This window comes from Rhizobium sp. ARZ01, assembly GCF_014851675.1.
Lineage (GTDB): Bacteria > Pseudomonadota > Alphaproteobacteria > Rhizobiales > Rhizobiaceae > Mycoplana.
On record NZ_JACVAE010000001.1, the window covers coordinates 607,282 to 625,771 of the forward strand.

At 61.8% G+C, this 18,490-nt stretch carries 19 protein-coding genes; 8 read left to right on the forward strand and 11 right to left on the reverse strand.

The window, feature by feature from the left end:
* Positions 1-225 precede the first annotated feature (225 nt).
* Both IB238_RS02850 and IB238_RS02855 read left to right on the forward strand, forming a co-directional pair.
* Entirely contained in the window at positions 226-1,224 is a 999-nt protein-coding gene (locus IB238_RS02850; RefSeq protein WP_192243378.1) for an ABC transporter substrate-binding protein, read from the forward strand.
* A 108-nt stretch (positions 1,225-1,332) separates the two neighbouring features.
* Entirely contained in the window at positions 1,333-2,220 is an 888-nt protein-coding gene (locus tag IB238_RS02855) for a proline/glycine betaine ABC transporter permease (RefSeq protein WP_192243380.1), read from the forward strand.
* Between the two features lie 241 nt (positions 2,221-2,461).
* Here the strand turns inward: IB238_RS02855 and IB238_RS02860 are convergent, their stop codons facing one another.
* The gene (locus IB238_RS02860; RefSeq protein ID WP_192243382.1) at positions 2,462-3,367 is read right to left on the reverse strand and encodes a DMT family transporter; all 906 of its coding nucleotides are present in this window, start codon (positions 3,365-3,367) and stop codon (positions 2,462-2,464) included.
* Positions 3,368-3,508: 141 nt separating this feature from the next.
* On the opposite strand from IB238_RS02860, the gene IB238_RS02865 reads away from it, so the two are divergent.
* Positions 3,509-3,982: an Lrp/AsnC family transcriptional regulator gene (locus IB238_RS02865; protein ID WP_192243384.1), complete on the forward strand. Its 474-nt coding sequence runs from the start codon at positions 3,509-3,511 to the stop codon at positions 3,980-3,982.
* A gap of 50 nt (positions 3,983-4,032) precedes the next feature.
* On the opposite strand, the gene IB238_RS02870 is transcribed toward IB238_RS02865, so the two are convergent.
* Positions 4,033-4,461 (reverse strand): DoxX family protein, encoded by a 429-nt coding sequence (locus IB238_RS02870; RefSeq protein WP_192243386.1) that lies wholly within the window; start codon positions 4,459-4,461, stop codon positions 4,033-4,035.
* Positions 4,462-4,617: 156 nt separating this feature from the next.
* Positions 4,618-5,859, reverse strand: coding sequence for an MFS transporter (locus tag IB238_RS02875; RefSeq protein WP_192243388.1), 1,242 nt, complete (start codon positions 5,857-5,859; stop codon positions 4,618-4,620).
* 318 nt (positions 5,860-6,177) lie between these two features.
* Here IB238_RS02875 and IB238_RS02880 point away from each other — a divergent pair, with 318 nt between their 5' ends.
* Entirely contained in the window at positions 6,178-7,113 is a 936-nt protein-coding gene (locus IB238_RS02880) for a diacylglycerol kinase family protein (RefSeq protein WP_192243390.1), read from the forward strand.
* Between the two features lie 2 nt (positions 7,114-7,115).
* Here the strand turns inward: IB238_RS02880 and IB238_RS02885 are convergent, their stop codons facing one another.
* Positions 7,116-8,474 carry a glutamine synthetase family protein gene (locus IB238_RS02885; protein WP_192247311.1) on the reverse strand — a complete coding sequence of 453 codons (1,359 nt, stop codon included), beginning with the start codon at positions 8,472-8,474 and terminating at the stop codon, positions 7,116-7,118.
* Positions 8,475-8,668: 194 nt separating this feature from the next.
* Between IB238_RS02885 and IB238_RS02890 the strand changes: the two genes are divergently transcribed.
* Complete coding sequence (locus IB238_RS02890; protein WP_192243392.1) at positions 8,669-10,039, forward strand: aspartate aminotransferase family protein; 1,371 nt, start codon at positions 8,669-8,671, stop codon at positions 10,037-10,039.
* Positions 10,040-10,148: 109 nt separating this feature from the next.
* Here the strand turns inward: IB238_RS02890 and IB238_RS02895 are convergent, their stop codons facing one another.
* Together IB238_RS02895 and IB238_RS02900 are read right to left on the reverse strand one after the other, a co-directional pair.
* Positions 10,149-11,675, reverse strand: a complete 1,527-nt coding sequence (locus IB238_RS02895; protein ID WP_192247313.1) for a glycosyltransferase family 39 protein — start codon at positions 11,673-11,675, stop codon at positions 10,149-10,151.
* Position 11,676: 1 nt separating this feature from the next.
* Positions 11,677-12,681, reverse strand: coding sequence for a glycosyltransferase family 2 protein (locus IB238_RS02900; RefSeq protein ID WP_192247315.1), 1,005 nt, complete (start codon positions 12,679-12,681; stop codon positions 11,677-11,679).
* A 148-nt stretch (positions 12,682-12,829) separates the two neighbouring features.
* Between IB238_RS02900 and IB238_RS02905 the strand changes: the two genes are divergently transcribed.
* Complete coding sequence (locus IB238_RS02905) at positions 12,830-13,798, forward strand: lysylphosphatidylglycerol synthase transmembrane domain-containing protein (protein ID WP_192243394.1); 969 nt, start codon at positions 12,830-12,832, stop codon at positions 13,796-13,798.
* A 4-nt stretch (positions 13,799-13,802) separates the two neighbouring features.
* Here IB238_RS02905 and IB238_RS02910 read toward each other — a convergent pair whose 3' ends face one another.
* The 4 genes from IB238_RS02910 to IB238_RS02925 all read right to left on the reverse strand — a co-directional run bounded on the left by IB238_RS02910 (position 13,803) and on the right by IB238_RS02925 (position 16,213).
* Positions 13,803-15,305 carry an AMP nucleosidase gene (locus IB238_RS02910; RefSeq protein ID WP_192243396.1) on the reverse strand — a complete coding sequence of 501 codons (1,503 nt, stop codon included), beginning with the start codon at positions 15,303-15,305 and terminating at the stop codon, positions 13,803-13,805.
* A gap of 97 nt (positions 15,306-15,402) precedes the next feature.
* A complete protein-coding gene (locus IB238_RS02915) occupies positions 15,403-15,723 on the reverse strand; it encodes a YnfA family protein (protein ID WP_192243398.1) in 321 nt (106 codons plus the stop codon).
* 117 nt (positions 15,724-15,840) lie between these two features.
* A complete protein-coding gene (locus IB238_RS02920) occupies positions 15,841-16,020 on the reverse strand; it encodes a hypothetical protein (RefSeq protein ID WP_192243400.1) in 180 nt (59 codons plus the stop codon).
* A 25-nt stretch (positions 16,021-16,045) separates the two neighbouring features.
* Complete coding sequence (locus IB238_RS02925; protein ID WP_192247839.1) at positions 16,046-16,213, reverse strand: hypothetical protein; 168 nt, start codon at positions 16,211-16,213, stop codon at positions 16,046-16,048.
* 208 nt (positions 16,214-16,421) lie between these two features.
* Here IB238_RS02925 and IB238_RS02930 point away from each other — a divergent pair, with 208 nt between their 5' ends.
* Entirely contained in the window at positions 16,422-17,123 is a 702-nt protein-coding gene (locus IB238_RS02930) for a glutathione S-transferase N-terminal domain-containing protein (protein ID WP_192243401.1), read from the forward strand.
* Between the two features lie 210 nt (positions 17,124-17,333).
* Here IB238_RS02930 and IB238_RS02935 read toward each other — a convergent pair whose 3' ends face one another.
* Positions 17,334-17,675: a DUF2147 domain-containing protein gene (locus IB238_RS02935; protein WP_192243403.1), complete on the reverse strand. Its 342-nt coding sequence runs from the start codon at positions 17,673-17,675 to the stop codon at positions 17,334-17,336.
* 513 nt (positions 17,676-18,188) lie between these two features.
* Here IB238_RS02935 and IB238_RS02940 point away from each other — a divergent pair.
* Positions 18,189-18,458, forward strand: coding sequence for a sel1 repeat family protein (locus IB238_RS02940; protein WP_192243405.1), 270 nt, complete (start codon positions 18,189-18,191; stop codon positions 18,456-18,458).
* Positions 18,459-18,490: the final 32 nt, after the last annotated feature.

Genomic DNA, 18,490 nt, shown 5'->3' on the forward strand with positions numbered 1-18,490 from the left:
CATTGCGTCGGCAAATTTCATCGCGGATGACGCAACCGGACCAATCTCGGGCGCTTATTGATCGACATTCCTTTACACTCCTGCAAAACTCCTGTTTGCGGAGCAGACTCAAATTCGCCGGTGGGAGTGGCCGGCGATGCCCCGCAGATCGGATCATGATGCCGGTTGCGGCGGTGCAGTCGGACATCGGGGGTGCGTCCACCGCCGCTATAAGAGGGAACCGACATGAAACACCTGCTTGCAACCACCTGTCTCGCATTGGGCCTGTTCGGCATGGCCGGCGCGGCATCGGCCGAATGCGGCGATGTCACGATCGCCAGCATGAACTGGCAGAGCGCCGAGGTTCTGGCGAGCCTCGACAAGATCATTCTCAGCGAAGGCTACGGCTGCAACGCCGAAATCATCGTTGGTGATACCGTTCCGACCATCACCTCGATGATCGAAAAGGGTGAGCCCGATCTGGCGCCGGAAGGCTGGGTCGACCTGCTCCCCGACGTCGTCAACCGTGGTCTGGAAGAGGGCAAGCTCGTTGGCGCCGCCCAGGCGCTTTCCGACGCTGCCGTGCAGGGCTGGTGGATCCCGAAGTACATCGCCGACGCCAATCCGGACATCAAGACGATCGATGACGCCCTGAAGCATCCGGAACTCTTCCCGGACCCGGAAGACTCCAGCAAGGGTGCCGTCCACAATGGCCCGCAGGGCTGGGGCGGTACGGTCGCGACGACGCAGTTTTACAAGGCCTATGGCGGTGAAGGTGCAGGCTTCAGCCTGATCGACACCGGCTCGGCTGCCGGCCTCGACGGCTCGATCGCCAAGGCCTATGAGCGCAAGCAGGGCTGGGTCGGCTACTACTGGGCGCCGACCGCCCTTCTCGGCAAGTACGAGATGGTCAAGCTCGAGCATGGCGTTCCCTATGATGCAGCCGAGTGGAAGCGCTGCAACACGGTTGCCGATTGCCCGGACCCGAAGAAGAATGACTGGCCGAAGGACAAGGTGCAGACGCTCGTGACCAAAAGCTTCTCGGAGCGCGCCGGCACCGACGTCATGGACTATCTGAACAAGCGCTCCTGGTCGAACGACACGGTCAACAAGCTGATGGCCTGGATGACCGACAATCAGGCGAGCGGTGAGGATGGCGCCAAGCAGTTCCTGAAGGAAAACGAAGCGCTCTGGACCCCATGGGTATCGCCGGATGCGGCCGAGAAGATCAAGGCATCCCTTTGATCTGGAAAGTTTGACCGCAGGCGGCGCGACCATCGCGCCGCCTGTCGTCTTTTCCGCCATCGGAAGACAAAACGATGGCGCAGAACAATGACTATAAGGGGAACAGGCATGGACTGGCTCACCAGCTTTCCGCATATGAACGACGATTCTTTGCGCCAGTTGAAGAAGGCGATCGACGAGGGCTTCAGATCCTTCACGCGCGCCTATGGCGAAGCCATCGAATCCTTCTTCGAGCCCTTGCAGTTCTTCCTGATCCAGTCCGAGCGGCTGATGACGCGCACGCCCTGGCCGATCGTGCTGATCGTGATCGCACTGATCGCCTGGCTGGCCAGCCGCAACTGGAAGATCGTCGCCGGCTGCATCGGCACGCTGCTCATCATCGGCTACTTCGACATGTGGGATGATACGATGAAGACGATCTCGATGATCTTCGTCTGCACCGTTCTGTCGATCGCGATCGGCATCCCGCTTGGCATTGTCATGGCACGGTCCGATCGCTTCCAGAACATGGTCAATCCGATCCTCGACGTGATGCAGACCATGCCGAGCTTCGTCTATCTGATTCCGGTCGTGATGCTGCTGGGCATCGGCAAGGTGCCTGGGCTGATCGCCGTGGTGATCTACGCGATCCCGCCGATGATCCGCCTGACCAACCTCGGCATCCGGCTGGTGGACAAGGACGTGCTGGAGGCGGCGGACGCCTTCGGCTCCTCGAGCTGGCAGAAACTGAAGAACGTGCAGATGCCGCTGGCGCTGCCGACCATCATGGCCGGCATCAACCAGACGATCATGATGGCGCTCGCCATGGTCGTCATTGCTTCGATGATCGGCGTTCAGGGGCTTGGCCAGCCGGTGCTGAAGGCCATCGCCAACCAGTACTTTACGCTCGGTATTTTCAATGGCCTGGCCATCGTCGGCATCGCCATCATCTTCGACCGGGTCAGCCAGGCCTACGGCAAGCGGCTCCAGCGCCACCGCGAGATCGTGCATGGGTGAGCGTCAGTTGTGCGGACAACGAGCGCGGGCGAACCGATCCGTCATGCCGGGCTTGACCCGGCATCCAGCGCGCTCAAGTCCTTGCGCGCAATGACTCTTACGCGCCGCGGACGCGGCGCAGCTGGACCCCGGATCAAGTCCGGGGTGACGGAGGGAGGGAGCGCTACCAATGACAGTAGTTTACCGCCGAAGGCCCCGGTGATTGCTCGCCGGGGCCTTTTTCTTTCGGGCTGCCTTGGTCTCACGCCCGCTTCGACAGGATGCCGGTGGAGAGCGCGACACCGGCGCCGGTGACGACGGCGGCGGCCATCTCCGTCATGCCGAGCGGTTCGCCGAGCAGCAGCCCGCCGCCAAGCGTCACCAGCACCGGCGTAATTGCTGTGAACGCAGCCGCCTGCGTGCCGCCGAGGGCGCGGATGGCTGTTCCGTAAGCGAAGGTGGCCACGAGGCCGGAGAGAATGCCCTGGCTGGTGAACTGCACCGCCACTTCCGACAGCGGTGCCGCGGCGAGCGTCGTGCCAAAGATCACAGCCAGGCCGAGATGGATGAATGTCGACCAACTCGTGATGAGGGCGCCGCCCTGCAGCGGTGTCAGGCCCGAGCGCCGGAATGCGTGCGTATAGCCTGCCCACAGCAGCCCGCCAAATGGCAGCAACGCGAAGCCAGTAAGCGTCATGCCGCCTGAGAACAGGGCCTTGCCGAGCAGGATCGCAAGCCCTGCTAGGATGGCGAGGAGACCCAGCACGCGCATCCGGTCCGGACGTTCCCCGAACAGGATGATGCCGATCACGGCGGTCGCAAGCGGCATCGAGCCGCCAAGCAGAATACCGCCCGCGGCGGCGGGCGTTGAATGCAGCGCATAGGCCGTCACCTGGAAGAACAGCGCGCCCGCGCCGGCGACCATCATGACGATCAGCCGCAACGGCACGCCTTTGGGCAACAGGCCCATGCGGACCCAGATCGGTGCCAGGACGATGGCGGGAACACCGTAGCGGAGCAGGCCGACGTCAACCGTCGTCAGAGATGTGGAGGCGGTATGGCGGGTGGCGAGCACCCAGGTTGCCCATATGAGCACGGTGACGATCGCCCCGGCATAACCGGCTGCGGTCGAGGTGCGCTCAGTAGGCGAAAATGTCGAGACGGACATGCGGCATTCCTCGGCAGCGGATGCGGATTGTTTCTGCAGAAAAACTACTGCCGAATGCCGAGGCATGTCCTTGCGAAGTGTGGCTGAAGATGAATACTATGCGCAATTATCTGCCATAGTATGCTTTCAAAAGAACAAAAGATGCCAAATCTGGATAAATTCGATATCGCCATCCTGCGCATCCTTCAGGAGGATGCGCGTGCCACCAATGTCGAGATCGCCGAGCGGGTGAATCTGTCGCCTTCGCCCTGTCTGCGTCGCATCCGCAATCTGGAAAAATCAGGCATCCTCAAGGGGTATCGGGCGGACATAGATCGCAAGGAGGTCGGCCTCGGCCTGACCGTGCTCGTCGAGATCAAGGTCGACCGTCACAATTTGCACAACGCGCTGTCGCAGCAAGAAGCGCTGCTCGCTATTCCCGAGGTGGCTTCCTGTTTCCTGATCTCCGGGAATGCAGATTTCCTGGCGGAGGTGGTGGTTGCCGATCTGGCCGCTTACGAGCGGCTTTTGACCGATACTTTGCTGACGCTGCCGGGCGTCTCCGACATCCGCTCCAACTTCGCCATCCGCACGATAAAGACCGGCGGCCCCTTGAGGCTGCCGGACTTGAAGTAAGCAGGGCGCCGCCCCGGAGTTGTGGGGGGAGGGCGGCGCCCCCTTTGCCGCTACGCCGCAGCGGCAACCGTATTCGATGTCTCCGGGTGGTTGGACTTCCAGGCGACGACCATCAGCGCGCCGATGACGGTGACGTGTTCGGCGACGAAGTAGAATTCGAGGGTGCGCATCGGCTCTTCCATGGCCCAGAAAGCGTGCGCGATCGGGATGGTCAGCGCAGTGAAGACTGCAAGCATGCCGGCTCCCAGCCAGGTCAGGCGGTTGGCGATGATGAAGGCCGAGCCGAAGAGCTGCGTCAGTGCGACGGCTGCGTTGAAGAACGGCGCCGGCTCCAGCCCGAAATGTGCCATCTCCGCGACACCAGCGTCGAAGTCGAGCATCTTGGCAAGGCCACTCATCCAGAACATCGACGTCAGCACAATGCGGGCGAAATAGCCGAACCAGTCGGAACCGGTGAGCGAATCGATAAAGCGGGGCATTTCAATCTCCGAGTGACATGTTGGATCTACCGGTGCCGGGCGGCGGCCCCGGTGTCGTCCCGCCAGATCCATTCGGATCGCGTCGGCGGGTCGCTGGAGACATGTCTATCAGAGCACGAATTTGGAGGTGTCACCGCGGTAACACCCGTTTTGCGTCTATTCGGCCGGGCAGGCCGCCAGCGCCGCCATGTGCCGGTCACGACGTTCCAGGGCGATGGAGACAAAGAAGACGGCGAAGCCGCAGACCGCCATGATCGCACCGACGAAACCCATCGAGGCGTAGCCGTAGCCGTGGCTGATGGCGAGGCCGCCGAACAGCGCGCCAAGTGCATTGGCGACGTTGAAGGCCGAGTGGTTCAAGGCGGCGGCAAGTGTCTGCGCGTTCCCGGCGACGTCCATCAGCCGCGTCTGCAGCGCCGGCCCGACGACGAAGCTGCAGCCGATGAGGAAGCAGCAGACGAAGAGCAGCGCCGGAATATGCGCCGTCATCGACAGGGTGACGAGCACGAGGAAATAGATGAACAGTGTCCATCCGATCGTGCGTACCAGTGAAAGGTCGGCGAGCTTGGCGCCGAAGATATTGCCGACGATCATGCCCGAGCCGAACACCGCCATGATGACCGGCACCATTGAAAGAGAAAGGCCCGCAACCTCGGTGACGATCGGCGAGATGTAGGTGAAGACGGCGAACATGCCGCAGAAACCGGTCGCGGCAATGCCGAGCGTCAGCCACACCTGCTTGCGCTTCAGCGCCTCGAGCTCAGTCCATGCGTTGATGCCGACAGGAGTCTCGTCGCGCGGCAGGAAGATGGCGATCAGGATGACGGTAAGGATGCCGGTGATCCCGACGGCGGCAAACATGTACTGCCAGTCGAGCATTTGCCCGAAGAAGGCGGCGAGCGGCGTGCCGATCAGGGTGGCGAGTGTCAGGCCCAGCATGACCTTGCCGACCGCCTGCGTGCGCTTGTTCACCGGCACCATCGATGCCGCGACGAGTGCTGCGACGCCGAAATAGGCGCCGTGCGGCAGGCCGGTCAGGAAGCGCATCAACAGGAAGCTCTCGAAGGTGGGCGCAAGCGCGCTTGCGCTGTTCCCGACCGCGAACACCGCCATGAAGGCCAGAAGCAGGTCACGCCGGCGAAAGCGCGCGCCGATCACCGCGAGAACCGGTGCACCGACGACGACACCGAATGCATAGGCGCTGATGACGTAGCCTGCTTGCGCATTGGTGACGCCGAAAGTCGTCGCCACGTCCGGCAGCAGACCCATGATCGCGAATTCGCCTGTCCCGATGCCGAAGCTGCCAACGGCAAGCGCGATGATGATCAGCGCGACGGTGAGAGGGGAGAGGATGGACTGCCCGGAGGAGGGGGCGGATGCGATGCGCAAGTCGGTCACGTCGGCTTCCTGTGATGGCCCAAATCGCGGCAAACAGCGGATGTGTGCGCCGCAACCCTCCTCCTGGGTGCATTGCAGACGGTCCGGCCGGCGGCCATTCTTGGGAAAGCAATAGGATCGGCCCACGAAGAACGAGGGCCGCGGCAAAAGTAGCACTATTTGCGGCAATTCCTATCGCTAATTTTTGCATGGCAGCACTGCTATTGCCGGCAAAAGACGGTCGCCGTCGGCGTCTGCTGCTATTTTGCCGTTTTGCAACTATTTAATTACTGGGAACGTTTCGGGGAGGGTGCTGGCGCGACGGTTCGGAGAAAAGCGATGCGGATCCAGGCGATATTCAACAAGGACGGAGGCACCTTCCGCACCACTGACATGGAAGCTTACGTACGGTATGCCGAGACGGTCTTCGCCGCTGCGGGCCATCACCTGGATTGCGACGTCGTCGAGGGCGCCGATATCGAGATGGCTCTGCGTCGCTGCGCCGGACGGACCGACCTCGATGCGATGCTCGCCGGCGGCGGTGACGGTACGATCTCGGCTGCGGCGGGATTTGCCTGGGAGAGCGGCATCTCGCTCGGCGTCGTGCCCGCCGGCACCATGAACCTGTTCGCCCGTTCGCTGCGCATTCCGCTCAACATCTGGCAGGCGGTTGAAACGCTCGCTCATGGCACCGTCGCCGATGCCGATATCGGCAGCGCCAACGGCCGTGCATTTGTCCATCAGTTTTCCGCAGGAATGCATGCCCGCATGGTGCGGCTGCGCAACGCCATGACCTACCGCTCGCGGCCCGGCAAGATTGCCGCCAATATTCGGGCGGCCATCGGTGTCATGCTGGACCCACCGCAATTCGAGGTCGAGTTCGATGTCGACGGTGTCCGCGAGCATCGGATGGTCTCGGCCATCAATGTGTCGAACAACCGTTTCGGCAATGATTCGCTGCTTTATGCGGATGACATCACGGGCGGACACCTCGGCTTCTACGTCGCGCAACCGCTGGCGACCTCGGGCGTTGCGCGCCTCGCCTATGATATCCTGCGCGGCAAGCTGCGGGAGAATGCGACCGTGACCGAGATGACCGGCAGCGCCGTCGAACTGCATTTCCCGAAGATGGATCGCGCCGTCAACTGTGTCATCGACGGCGAGTTGCTGCCGATGGGCCGCGATGTCTCGCTTCGACTTCACGCCGGCGAATTGAAGGTGATCGTGCCGCAGGTGGCGGCACAATCAACGCCAAAGCCGCAGGCTGCGGCCTGAACTCAGATCCGAGCCAGATAGGTCTGGTAATCGAAGTCCGAGACCGTGCGGAGGTAAGTGATTGCTTCCTTCCGCTTCGTGTCGCCGTAGAGCTTCTGATAGGCCGGACCGAAGACGTCGGCGATGAAGGGCGAGGCGCGAAAATCCTCGACCGCCGTGAGGAAGTCGTGCGTCAGCCGCCCGACTCCGACCGGATCCTTGCCGGGCTCGGTTGCCATGCCGGGATCGAGGTCCTCGTCGAGGCCGAGCAGGATGCCGCCGAGGATGGCTGTCAGCAGCAGGTAGGGGTTGACATCGGCACCGGCGACGCGATGTTCGACGCGGGCTGCCGGGCCGTCTTTGTCCGGAATGCGGATCGCGGTGCCGCGGTGGCCGAAGCCCCAGTCGATGTCCACGGGCGCGAAAGAGCCGGGCTGGAAGCGGCGGTAGGAATTGGCAAAGGGCGCGAAAATCAGTTGCGCGTCGCGCATCGTCTTCAGCATGCCGGCGCAGATCGACTTCAGCTTCTTCGGATCGCCGCCCTTCGCGTCGAGAATGTTGCGGCCGTCCTTGTCGATGATGCTGGCGTGCACGTGCAGGCCGGAGCCGGCTTGGTCGGCATAAGGCTTGGCCATGCAGGTGGATTTCAATCCGTGCCGGCGCGCGGCCTGCTCGGCGATGCGCTTGAGGTAGATACAGTCGTCGGCGGCGGCGAGCGCATCGGGGCGATGCAGGAGGTTGATCTCGAACTGTCCGTGGCCGAATTCCGCGGTGGTCGCATCCGCCGGCAGTTCCATGTCGCGCGCCCAGGTGCGGACGGTCTGCAGGTAGTCTTCAAGCGCGTCGACGGCGCTCATGTCATAGAGCTGGTAGCCGTTCGGCTGGCCGCGATACATCAGCCGCTCCGGCGGGCGCGGCTTGCCGGTCACACGCCAATCATCCTCCATCACGTAAAACTCGAGTTCGGTCGCAACGACCGGCGTCAGCCCGCGCTCCTCGAAACGCTTCAGCAACGAAGCCAGGATCGCGCGCGGGCACATGAAGCTCGGCGTGCCGTCAAGTTCGTGCATGGTGGCGAGCACCTGCTTCGAGCCTGCCGGCGCCCAGGGCATGGCGGCAAGCGAACGGCGATCGGGAATGCACTGGCCGTCCGGATCGCCGACCGACAGCGAAAGCCCGGTGATGTCGTCGTTGTCGTCGCCCCAGATGTCGAGCGACTGGGTCGATGAGGGCAAGCGGACTGTCCCTTCCCAGACCTTCTTTTCCGCTTCGATCGGGATCTGCTTGCCGCGTAGATCGCCGTTCATGCCGACGAGCAGGATTTCGATACGGGAGGGAGCATTGGCGGGCGTGGTGCCGGCCACCGGGTTTTCGTTGATCATGGTCAAGTTTCACTCTGGCGGGTTGTTCAAAGGTCATCCGGCGGTGAGCGATTCTTGTGCCGCTCTATTGCCAAATGCCTGTCAGATAGGCATTTTCCTAACCCATTCTGACCCGTCGTTCAATGAGTCAGGGATTTTTCGCCGGTTTTGAGGTGGAATTGGCGAGAACCCCGTAAAGCCCAAGGAAGCCATTCATGTCGACTATGCCTGCAGCCGTCTCCAATCTTGGTGCCCTCGATGCCGCGCATCATCTTCACCCCTTCTCCGACATGAAAAAGCTGAATGCGGCTGGCACCCGCATCATCGAGCGTGGCGAAGGCTGTTACATCTATGACAATCACGGCAAGAAGTATCTCGACGGCTTTGCCGGTCTTTGGTGCGTCAACATCGGCTATGGACGCAAGGAAATTGCCGACGCTGCCTACAAGCAGATGAACGAGCTGACCTACTATAACACCTTCTTCGGCACCACGACGCCGCCGACGGTGCTTCTGGCGCAGAAGATCACGTCCCATGCCGGTCCGAACATCAACCGCGTCTTCTTCACCGGCTCGGGCTCGGAAGCCAACGACACCTGGTTCCGCATGGCGCGTGTCTACTGGGCTGCCATGGGCAAGCCGACGAAGAAAACGGTGATTGCGCGGGTGAACGGCTATCACGGCTCCACCGTCGCCGGCGCCTCGCTCGGCGGCATGAAGTGGATGCACGAGCAGGGCGACCTGCCGATCGCCGGCATTGTCCATATTGGCCAGCCCTACTGGTACGGCGAGGGCGGAGACCTTTCGCCGGCCGAGTTCGGCCTGAAGATGGCCCGTGAACTGGAAGCGAAGATCGACGAATTGGGTGAGGACAATATCGCAGCCTTCGTCGCTGAGCCGATCCAGGGGGCGGCCGGCGTCATCGTGCCGCCGGAAACCTACTGGCCGGAGATTGCCCGCATCTGCAAGGCGCGCAACATTCTGCTGGTAACGGACGAAGTCATCTGCGGTTTCGGTCGCACCGGAAGCTGGTTCGGCCACCAGTATTTCGGCGTGGAGCCGGACATGGCGCCGATCGCAAAGGGTCTGTCCTCCGGCTATCTGCCGATCGGCGGCGTCATGGTCAGCGATCGCGTCGCTGACGTCCTGGTCAACGAAGTCGGCGACTTCAACCACGGCTTCACCTATTCCGGCCACCCGGTCTGCGCGGCTGCGGCCCTGGAGAACCTCCGCATCATCGAGGACGAGAAGTTGGTCGAGCGCGTCCGCGACGACGTCGGACCCTATCTCGCTGCCGGCCTGAAGTCGCTGGAAGATCACCCGATGGTCGGCCAGACGCAGTGCGTCGGCCTGATGGCTGCCGTTCAGCTTGCCGAGGACAAGGCGACCCGCAAGCGCTTCGAGGACAAGGAGAAGGCGGGCGTCGAAGTGCGCAACCACTGCCTCGCCAACGGCCTCGTCCTGCGCGCTACCGCCGACCGCATGCTCTATTCCCCGCCGCTGGTCATCACCCGCAGCGAGATCGACCAGATGATCGAGATCACCCGCAAGGGTCTCGATCACGGGTGGAAGGTAATGAAGGGCTGAGGATCGAAATCTCCTGAACTCCATCGGGCCCGCGCGCCGTCTCGGCGCCGGGCCCGTTTCGTTTTGACGCCGGATTCCTAGTGTTAACGTGCCCGGATCAGGGCGCACGTCAGGGCTTGGCAGCGTCGGATTGCGGCGGAGCCGCCGGATAGATCAGCGCGTAGCCGAAGCCGTAGGTATCGCCCGCACGACCGTAAATGTAGGGCAGTTCGATCGCACGCACGATCGGATCGGCAGTGGCAACCTCTTGCGCGCGTGTTGCATAGAGGGCCAGATTCGGGGGGATGCCCGTCTCGGTACCGCTTTCGTTGCGCCAGACAACCAGTAGCGGCGACTCGCTGCTCAAGCCCACCTTGGGTGCAAAGCCGGGATAGTTATCCGAAAGCACCGGCACGTCGGCAAACTGCAGGCGCAGATTACCGGCGAGGTGTGCTTCCGCTGTCAGAATTGCGGCAGGCGTAACATTGTCCATCTCCCTGACATGTGCCGCAAAGGCGGCATAGGGAACGTTCAGCTTCTGATAGTCTCCTGTCAGCCCTGCCATTGCGACGCGGCCGAAGAGGATGGCTGGCACGGCGAGCATGATGAGAAGGGGAACGGGGAGAAAGCGCTTCAACTGAGAAGCATCCCCCCCGCCAGCCGCTTCCACCTTCAGGCAGAGGTAGAGAGGCAGGATCAAAAGCAACGGCGTGAGCCAGCGATCCTTGATGTGTGCGGCTCCGCCGAACACGATCAGCAGGGCGAGCGCTAGCAGAAAGGCGAGCATCATCCGCTCGATCAGTCGCGTCCAGCGGCTGCCTTGCGAAAGGGCCTTCAGCAGTTGCCCGCGAAATACGGCGGCGAAAACGACGAAGGTCAGGGCGGAAAATCCGACGATGGCCAACGCCAAGGAAGCGAAGCCGCCGAGTATCTGGGACGACAGGCCGGTTCCCTCTTCAGCCAGCTTCTCCATCGTCCTTTCGCTCGCAACGCCAATGTGGTCCAGCAGCCAGAGTGCGTGCGGTGCGACAATTGCGATACTTGCGGCGATCGTCAGGAGCAGCCGCCAGTCGAACAGGCGCGCGCGCCATTCCCGGTCGAGCAACACGGCAACCAGGGCTGCAGCCGGCAGGAGGGCGAAATTGTACTTCGAGATCATGCCGATGCCGATCGCCACGCCGGTCAGAAGATAGGATGCGGCACCGGGGGCTGCGAGCGTGCGGAAAAGGCCATAGAAGAAGAGCGAGGCCGCAAAAATGACGGCGACCGTATGGGTCAGGTCGCGTTGTGCCTCGAAGGCGATCTGCGGGATCGTCAGCAACGATAGCGTCGCGATGATCGCCAGATCGCGGCTCTTCAACGCCGTGCGTGCCGCCAGTCCATAGAAGAGATAGGCGAGGAACAGCACCAGGTTTTTCAGAAGACTGATTGCGAAAACGCTCGGCCCCGTGATCTTGATGATCGCGTACTGCACCCAATTATAGAACGGGGGCTGCGTGTCGTAGCCGGCCGCGAGCCACTGCGACAGCAGGATCTGCTGCGCCTCGTCCCGCTCCAGCGAATCAGGCATGGCGAGGCGAACGAGAAAATTCAGCAGAAAATATGCGGCTAGCAGGACGAAGACCGCGTTCGGCGCTGTGCGCAGGAAGCGAACCATGTCAGCCGTGCCGGAAGGTGTGGCGAACAATGTAGTTCGGCGTGTCGTCGTCGCGGAAATAGGTCCGTGCCATCATTTCGGAGAGGATGCCTGTGGTGATGAGCTGGATCGACGACAAAAACAACATGACGCCGACGAAGAGGAGTGGCCGCGAGCCGATGTCGGCGCCGAAGGCAAATTTGTCTATGAAGAGATATGTGAGGATCAACATGCTCAGCGCACCCGCGGCCAGCCCGATCGAGCCGAAGAAATGGCCGGGTCGCGCCTTGTAGCGCATGAAGAACAGCACGGACAAAAGGTCGAGAATGACCCGGAACGTGCGGGAAAGGCCGTATTTCGAGTTTCCCAACATGCGCGGGTGGTGCGTCACCACCATCTCGCCGATCCGTGAGCTCGGAACCACGCCCGCGACCCAGGCGGGAATGAAACGATGCATCTCGCCCATCAGCTTGACCTGCTTGATGATCGAGGCGCGATAGACCTTCAGGCTGCAACCGTAGTCGTGCAGCCGCACGCCTGTAATCCGCCCGATTAGCGCGTTTGCGCACCACGAGGGGATCTTGCGCAGGAAGAGCCCATCCTTGCGGTTCTTGCGCCAACCGACGAGAAGGTCGAGTTCGCGATCCTCCAAGGCCTTTGCCATGGCACGGATGTCGCGCGGATCGTTCTGCAGGTCGCCGTCGAGAGTTGCGATCAGACGACCGTTTGCGGCGTCGATGCCTGCTTGCATTGCGGCAGTCTGGCCGAAGTTGCGCTGCAGCTCGATGATGGACATCTCCAAGCCCGGACGATCGACCAAGCCGCGAGCCTTGGCGAGTGTACCATCCGTGCTGCCGTCGTCGACGAGGATCAGCTCCCAGGTCTTTTCGAAACCTTGCATGGCCTCGCAGACGCGGTCGACTAGAAGCTCAACGCTCTCTTCTTCGTTGAAGACGGGAACGACTATCGAGATTTCAATTGCGGGGAGCTCCAGCGTACCCGCGACCACTGCCTGCGATTCATCCAGCAATTGTTTCCCTTTCTCCGGCTAGCAATTGCGTCAGTTCATTCGGCTGCGTTCTCTCAAAATGTGTGTCGTGATACGAAAGCGTTTGCAATCCAACAGGAAATGCAAGTCGCTAAGTTATTATATGATCTCATGATAGCAAGCTAAGATGATGTCGCCACCGAATTCAAGCAAACGATACTGGCTTTCCCGCCACGCCATGAGCCTGCTGACATTCGCCTGTCTCGCTATCTATGGCGCTTTCATCCAGTGGCAATGGGGATGGGGGCAGCTGTTGTCACAGTGGTCCAAGGTGGGAGCCGGGACCACGATAGCCGCACTTGTGCTTTTGACCGCCACCTATCTCGTTCGCGCCCAGCGCATATATGACTACTTTCCCGCCGAAACCTCGCGCCGGTTCCTGAAGCTCTTTCGTCTCACCCAAGTCCACAATCTCCTCAACATCATGCTGCCGTTCAGGGCCGGGGAGACGAGCTTTCCGCTTCTGATGCGTTCGCAGTTCGCCGTGCCCTTGCCGCGTGCGACAGCGGCGCTGTTGGTCATGCGGCTCTTGGATCTGCACGCGCTTTGTGCCGCAGCTGGCGTCGGCCTTGTGTTGGGGGCCGAAAACAGGGGGATCGCCTGGTTCGTCTGGATTGCGTTCCTTGTTTCGCCGCTTGCGTTCTTTGCGGCCAAGGCCCTGATCTTCCGCCACCTGAATAGTGCCCTGCCGCAGAGGCTGGAAAAGTTTCTGGAAGAGATCGAGGCCGGCATCCCGGCGGACACTGCTGGCTTCGTCCGCGCCTGGGCCTTCACCATTTTGAATTGGGGGGTGAAGGTGATCGTGCTCGCCTGGGTACTCGGCCTGCTCGGCGTGACGCCGCTCACCGCGACGTTTGGTGGTGCGCTCGGCGGGGAGCTATCCTCGGTCCTTCCGCTGCATGCGCCGGGTGGTGTCGGCACCTATCCGGCCGGCATTGCGGCCGGTGCGGTCGCGTTCGGCGCGGCCGCCGACAAGGTATCGCTTGCGGCGATGGCGGAGGCGGCCATCAATGCACATCTGCTGATCGTGGCCAGCGCCTGCGTCGGCACCGCACTCTCCATCGTCCTGTCGTGGCTTCCCTCGAAGGCGCGATGACGGCCTATTGGAACGCTGTCTCGAAGAAGCTTCTCAGCTTGCGCGAGTGCAGTTTTTCCGTCGGCATGCCGGCGAGCTTCTCCAGTGCCCGGATGCCGATGCGCAGGTGCTGGTTGACCTGGGTCCGGTAAAAGGCTGTTGCCATGCCGGGCAATTTCAACTCCCCGTGCAGGGGCTTGTCGGAGACGCAGAGCAGGGTGCCGTAGGGCACACGGAAGCGGAAACCGTTGGCCGCGATCGTTGCCGATTCCATATCGAGCGCGATCGCGCGCGACTGCGACAGCCGCTTCACCGGTCCGCGCTGGTCGCGCAATTCCCAGTTGCGATTGTCAATCGTGGCGACCGTGCCGGTGCGCATAATGCGCTTCAGGTCGTAGCCCTCGAGCCCCGTCACCTCGGCGACGGCGCTTTCGAGCGCGACCTGCACTTCGGCCAGCGCCGGGATCGGCACCCACACCGGCAGGTCGTCATCGAGCACGTGATCCTCGCGCACATAGGCATGGGCAAGCACGTAGTCGCCGAGCGTCTGGCTGTTGCGAAGCCCGGCGCAGTGACCGAGCATCAGCCAGGCATGCGGGCGCAGTACGGCGATGTGGTCGGTGATCGTCTTGGCGTTGGAGGGGCCGACGCCGATGTTGACGAGCGTGATGCCGCCGTGGCCTTTGCGCTTGATATGGTAGGCCGGCATCTGTGGCAGCCGCGCCAGCGTCAGGTCCGTATCCGGCTTGTCGTTTCCGGCCTGGGTGACGACGTTTCCGGGCTCGACGAAGGCCGTATAACCATTGCCGCCCTCGGCCATCTGCAACCGTGCCCAGGCGCAGAATTCATCGACATAGAACTGGTAGTTCGTGAAGAGTACGAAGTTCTGGAAGTGGTTGGCGTTGGTCGCCGTGTAGTGGCTGAGGCGAGCAAGCGAGTAGTCGATGCGCTGGGCCGTGAAGGCCGCAAGCGGTGAATCCTCGCCGGGGCCGGCTTCGTAGGAACCGTTTGCGATCTCGTCGTCCGTGTTCGTCAGGTCCGGTGCGTCGAACAGGTCCCGCAGCGGTACGGTGATGTTTTCGGCGACCTCCGCCTCGACATGGGCGCCTTCGCCGAAGGCGAAGTGCAATGGGATCGGCGTGGAGGATTCCGACACCGTGACGCTGATGCCGTGGTTGCGCATCAGGTGGCCCAGTTGTTCCTTCAGATAATGCCGGAAGAGCTTCGGGCGGGTGATCGTTGTGGTGTAGACGCCCGGCGAGGCGACGTAGCCGTAGGACAGCCGCGAATCGACATGGCCGAAGCTCGTCGTCTCGACGCTGACCTGCGGATAGCACGCGCGATAGCGGCACACCGGCGTTCCAGTCCGCGCAAGTCCGACAAACGCATCCGTCAGGAAGCGCGTGTTGCGCTCATAGAGTGCTTCCAGGCACTCGACCGCCTTGACCGGGTCGTCGAAGGTCTGCGGCTCGAAGAGATCTGGTGTGGCGAATGGAAGGGCGGTCTGGGACAAGATTCGTTTGCTCATGAATCATTATAGTTCGGCGAAGCTTGCACGCAAACGACAAGATTGTAACGTCCGGAGGCGGTCAACCGGGTCGCTTTCGAGCGATTCTGTGTAAAATTCAACGTGGACCGGCAAGAATGACGATGGCTCCGGCAACAGCGATTGCAGCACCCGTCAGGTCCCAGCGGTCGGGGGCAAAGCCTTCCGCAAACCAGAGCCACAGGAGGGACGCAGCGATATAGATGCCGCCGTACGCGGCGTAGGCGCGGCCGGCCGCGCTCGAATCGATCAGCGTCAGAAGCCACGCAAAGGCCGCAAGCGATACCATGCCGGGAACAAGCCAGAGCGCCGACTTTTCCAGGCGCAACCAGGCCCAGAAGGAAAAGCAGCCGGCGATTTCTGCAAGGGCCGCGGCGCCGTAGATTAGGATGGATTGCATGCGGGCTCCCAATAAAGGTGCCCAAGAGTTACCGTACAACTGGAGAATTCGAAATCTTTTTCGGGGGCGCTGGCGCCGCAATGTGCCGCATCTGGCCTCGCTGTCGACTATCCCGGCTCAGCTCATCGCCTGCCGCTGCAGCGTGACGAAGAGCACCAGGCCGGCGCCCTGCTTGCCGGCGCCGAGGACGCCGTTGCTTGCGGCAAAAGTGACGGCTGCAAGCGGCGCGACCATCAGTGCGGCGAGCACGAGGATTCGCAGGCTGACGGCAAGGCTGGCGAGAAGCGCGATCGGCATGGCGGGCGTCCTTGCTGCGGTGAGGTTAAAGGGCGGCGGAGCAGATTGTCGGGATCGAGCAGGCGCTTGCCGTGCCGTAGTGCTTGTTCAACTCGTGGCGGCGCTGATCGGTTTCGACTGCTGCAGCGACCGAGATCGCAAAAACAGTCATCAGCAGCGTGATGATCGTCAGTCGGCGGGCCAGGATTTCCATCGTTCGTTCCCTGAGATTGTCTTTCCGTGATGCCCTTCTCGCATGGCGCGACTGAACGCGTCCTGAGAGGGCGGTTCATCTGGCGTTCAGGAAAGTCGGCTTGGAGGCCGCCGAAGTTCGGCTTGGCCGGAGTGGATGAATTCGGCGGCGCGCCTTGAAGCCGATCATGGCGATCGCTAACTCCATCTGACATCGAATGGAGAACCGGATGACCAAGCCGATCGAACTCTTTTTCTGGCCGACCCCGAACGGCTACAAGATTACCATCATGCTGGAGGAACTCGGCGCTCCCTACGAGGTGAAGTATATCAACATCGGCAAGGGCGAGCAGTTCGCGCCGGAGTTCCTCAATATCGCCCCCAACAACCGCATGCCGGCGATCATCGATCCCGATGGCCCGGGTGGCGAACAGATTTCGGTGTTCGAATCCGGTGCCATCCTGCAGTATCTCGGCCGCAAGTACGGGAAATTCTACCCGGCCGAAGAGCGCGCCCGCGTGCAGGTCGACGAATGGCTGTTCTGGCAGATGGGTGGGCTCGGGCCGATGGCCGGTCAGGCGCACCATTTCCGCCAGTATGCGCCGGAAAAGATCGAATACGGCATCGACCGCTACACCAACGAGGTGAACCGTCTCTATGGCGTGATGAACAAGCGGTTGGCGGAACACGAGTTCCTCGCTGGCGACTATTCAATCGCCGACATGGCCTGCATCGGTTGGGTGCGTCCCTATGAGAACCAGGGCCAGAATCTGGAAGACTTCCCGCACCTGAAGCGCTGGTTCGACGCCGTTCTCGCCCGTCCGGCGGTCCAGCGCGGCATCGAGGTCGGCAAGGAGGAGCGTGCTCGCCAGGCAAACCTTGCCGAGGACAGGGAAGCGCAGAAGATCCTGTTCGGTCAGCGGGCGCGGTGAGGGCGCCGCGTCCAAGAGATTCCGTCATGCCGGACTTGATCCGGCATCCAGCCGCGCAAGTCCTTGCGCGAGAAAAAGCACCTTTCGCGCCGCAGACGCGGCGTGGCTGGACACCGGCTCAAGGCCGGTGTGACGAGAAGATGGGTAGGCCAACTTTGCGAAGTTGCTCACCGAACCGGCGGGAGACCTTTGCTCCTCGCGGGTACCCCCTCAAAGCCGCGACCAGGTCTGCGATTTGCAGAAGACCTTGAGCACGCAGCCCTTCATCTTCAGCGCGTTGCCGCTCACCGAGCCGGAGCCGCTATAGGTCTTGTCGTCTTCCGGGTCGGTGATCGAGCCGGAATACTCGCCGCCGGTGCCGTCGAGCTGGCCGATCCGTTTGCCGGCGAACTTGCCCGACTTGAGCGTGATGCAGAAACCGCCACCGCATTTGTCGATCGCGGCGGTTTCGCCGCTTGCCGTCCTCCAGTTGCCCTCGATCGGCTCGGCCGCCAAAGCGCTGCTGCCAAGACCGAGGCCAAGGGCGGCGGCCAGAATGGTGATACGTAGCATGTCTTCCTCCCGTTGCCGGAGCTTTCCCGCCTCGTTGCGGCGCTCCTGATCCCCTGCGTCTCCTCCGACGCCAGCGAAAGCTATCTTACGCGCACGTAAAGGTAAATCACCAATCAGCGCGAAATCGTGGATTTTCCAGCTATCTCCTCAGTGGGGCAGGACCAATTATTGCTCGGGTGAAACTTGCGACCGTTTTCCGTGGTTAGTGAATGGTTGAAATTGCAAGTTGAAGAATGCGTAAATTTTGACACAAATCCGCGGCGTTCCAGACCGTCCGATGCTTAACGAAAACCCAAGTTTACCAACTGTTTGAACTTTGTTTGTCGCAAATTAATCATGCATTTTAAGCGCCCATTGAAGGGGCGCTGGCATAGTGGAGCCATAAGACGAGCACGGGAAACACCGGCCGACAAAACCTTCGGGAAGCACATGCCGCAGAAGACGGCAGGCTCTCGAAAGGTTCCACAAAACAGGGCGATACAACAAGAAGACAACAGGACAGGGACAACGACAATGGCACGCTTCGACATCCAGAACTCCGAAATGGCCGCCATGATGGGCGGCGAGACCCGCGCCGATACCTTCTGCGAAATGGGGCTGACTTATGCGACCGGTCGCGGATGCGACGTCGATCTGGTCGCTGCCCACAAATGGCTCAACATCGCCGCTATCAAGGGTTGCGATCGTGCCGCTGAGCTGCGCGCCGATCTCGCTGCGACGATGACCAAGACCGATCTCGCGCTGGCGCTTCGTGCCGCCCGCGACTGGATGACGACACACTGAGACGACGAAAACAGCCCGGTAGGCAGTAGGAA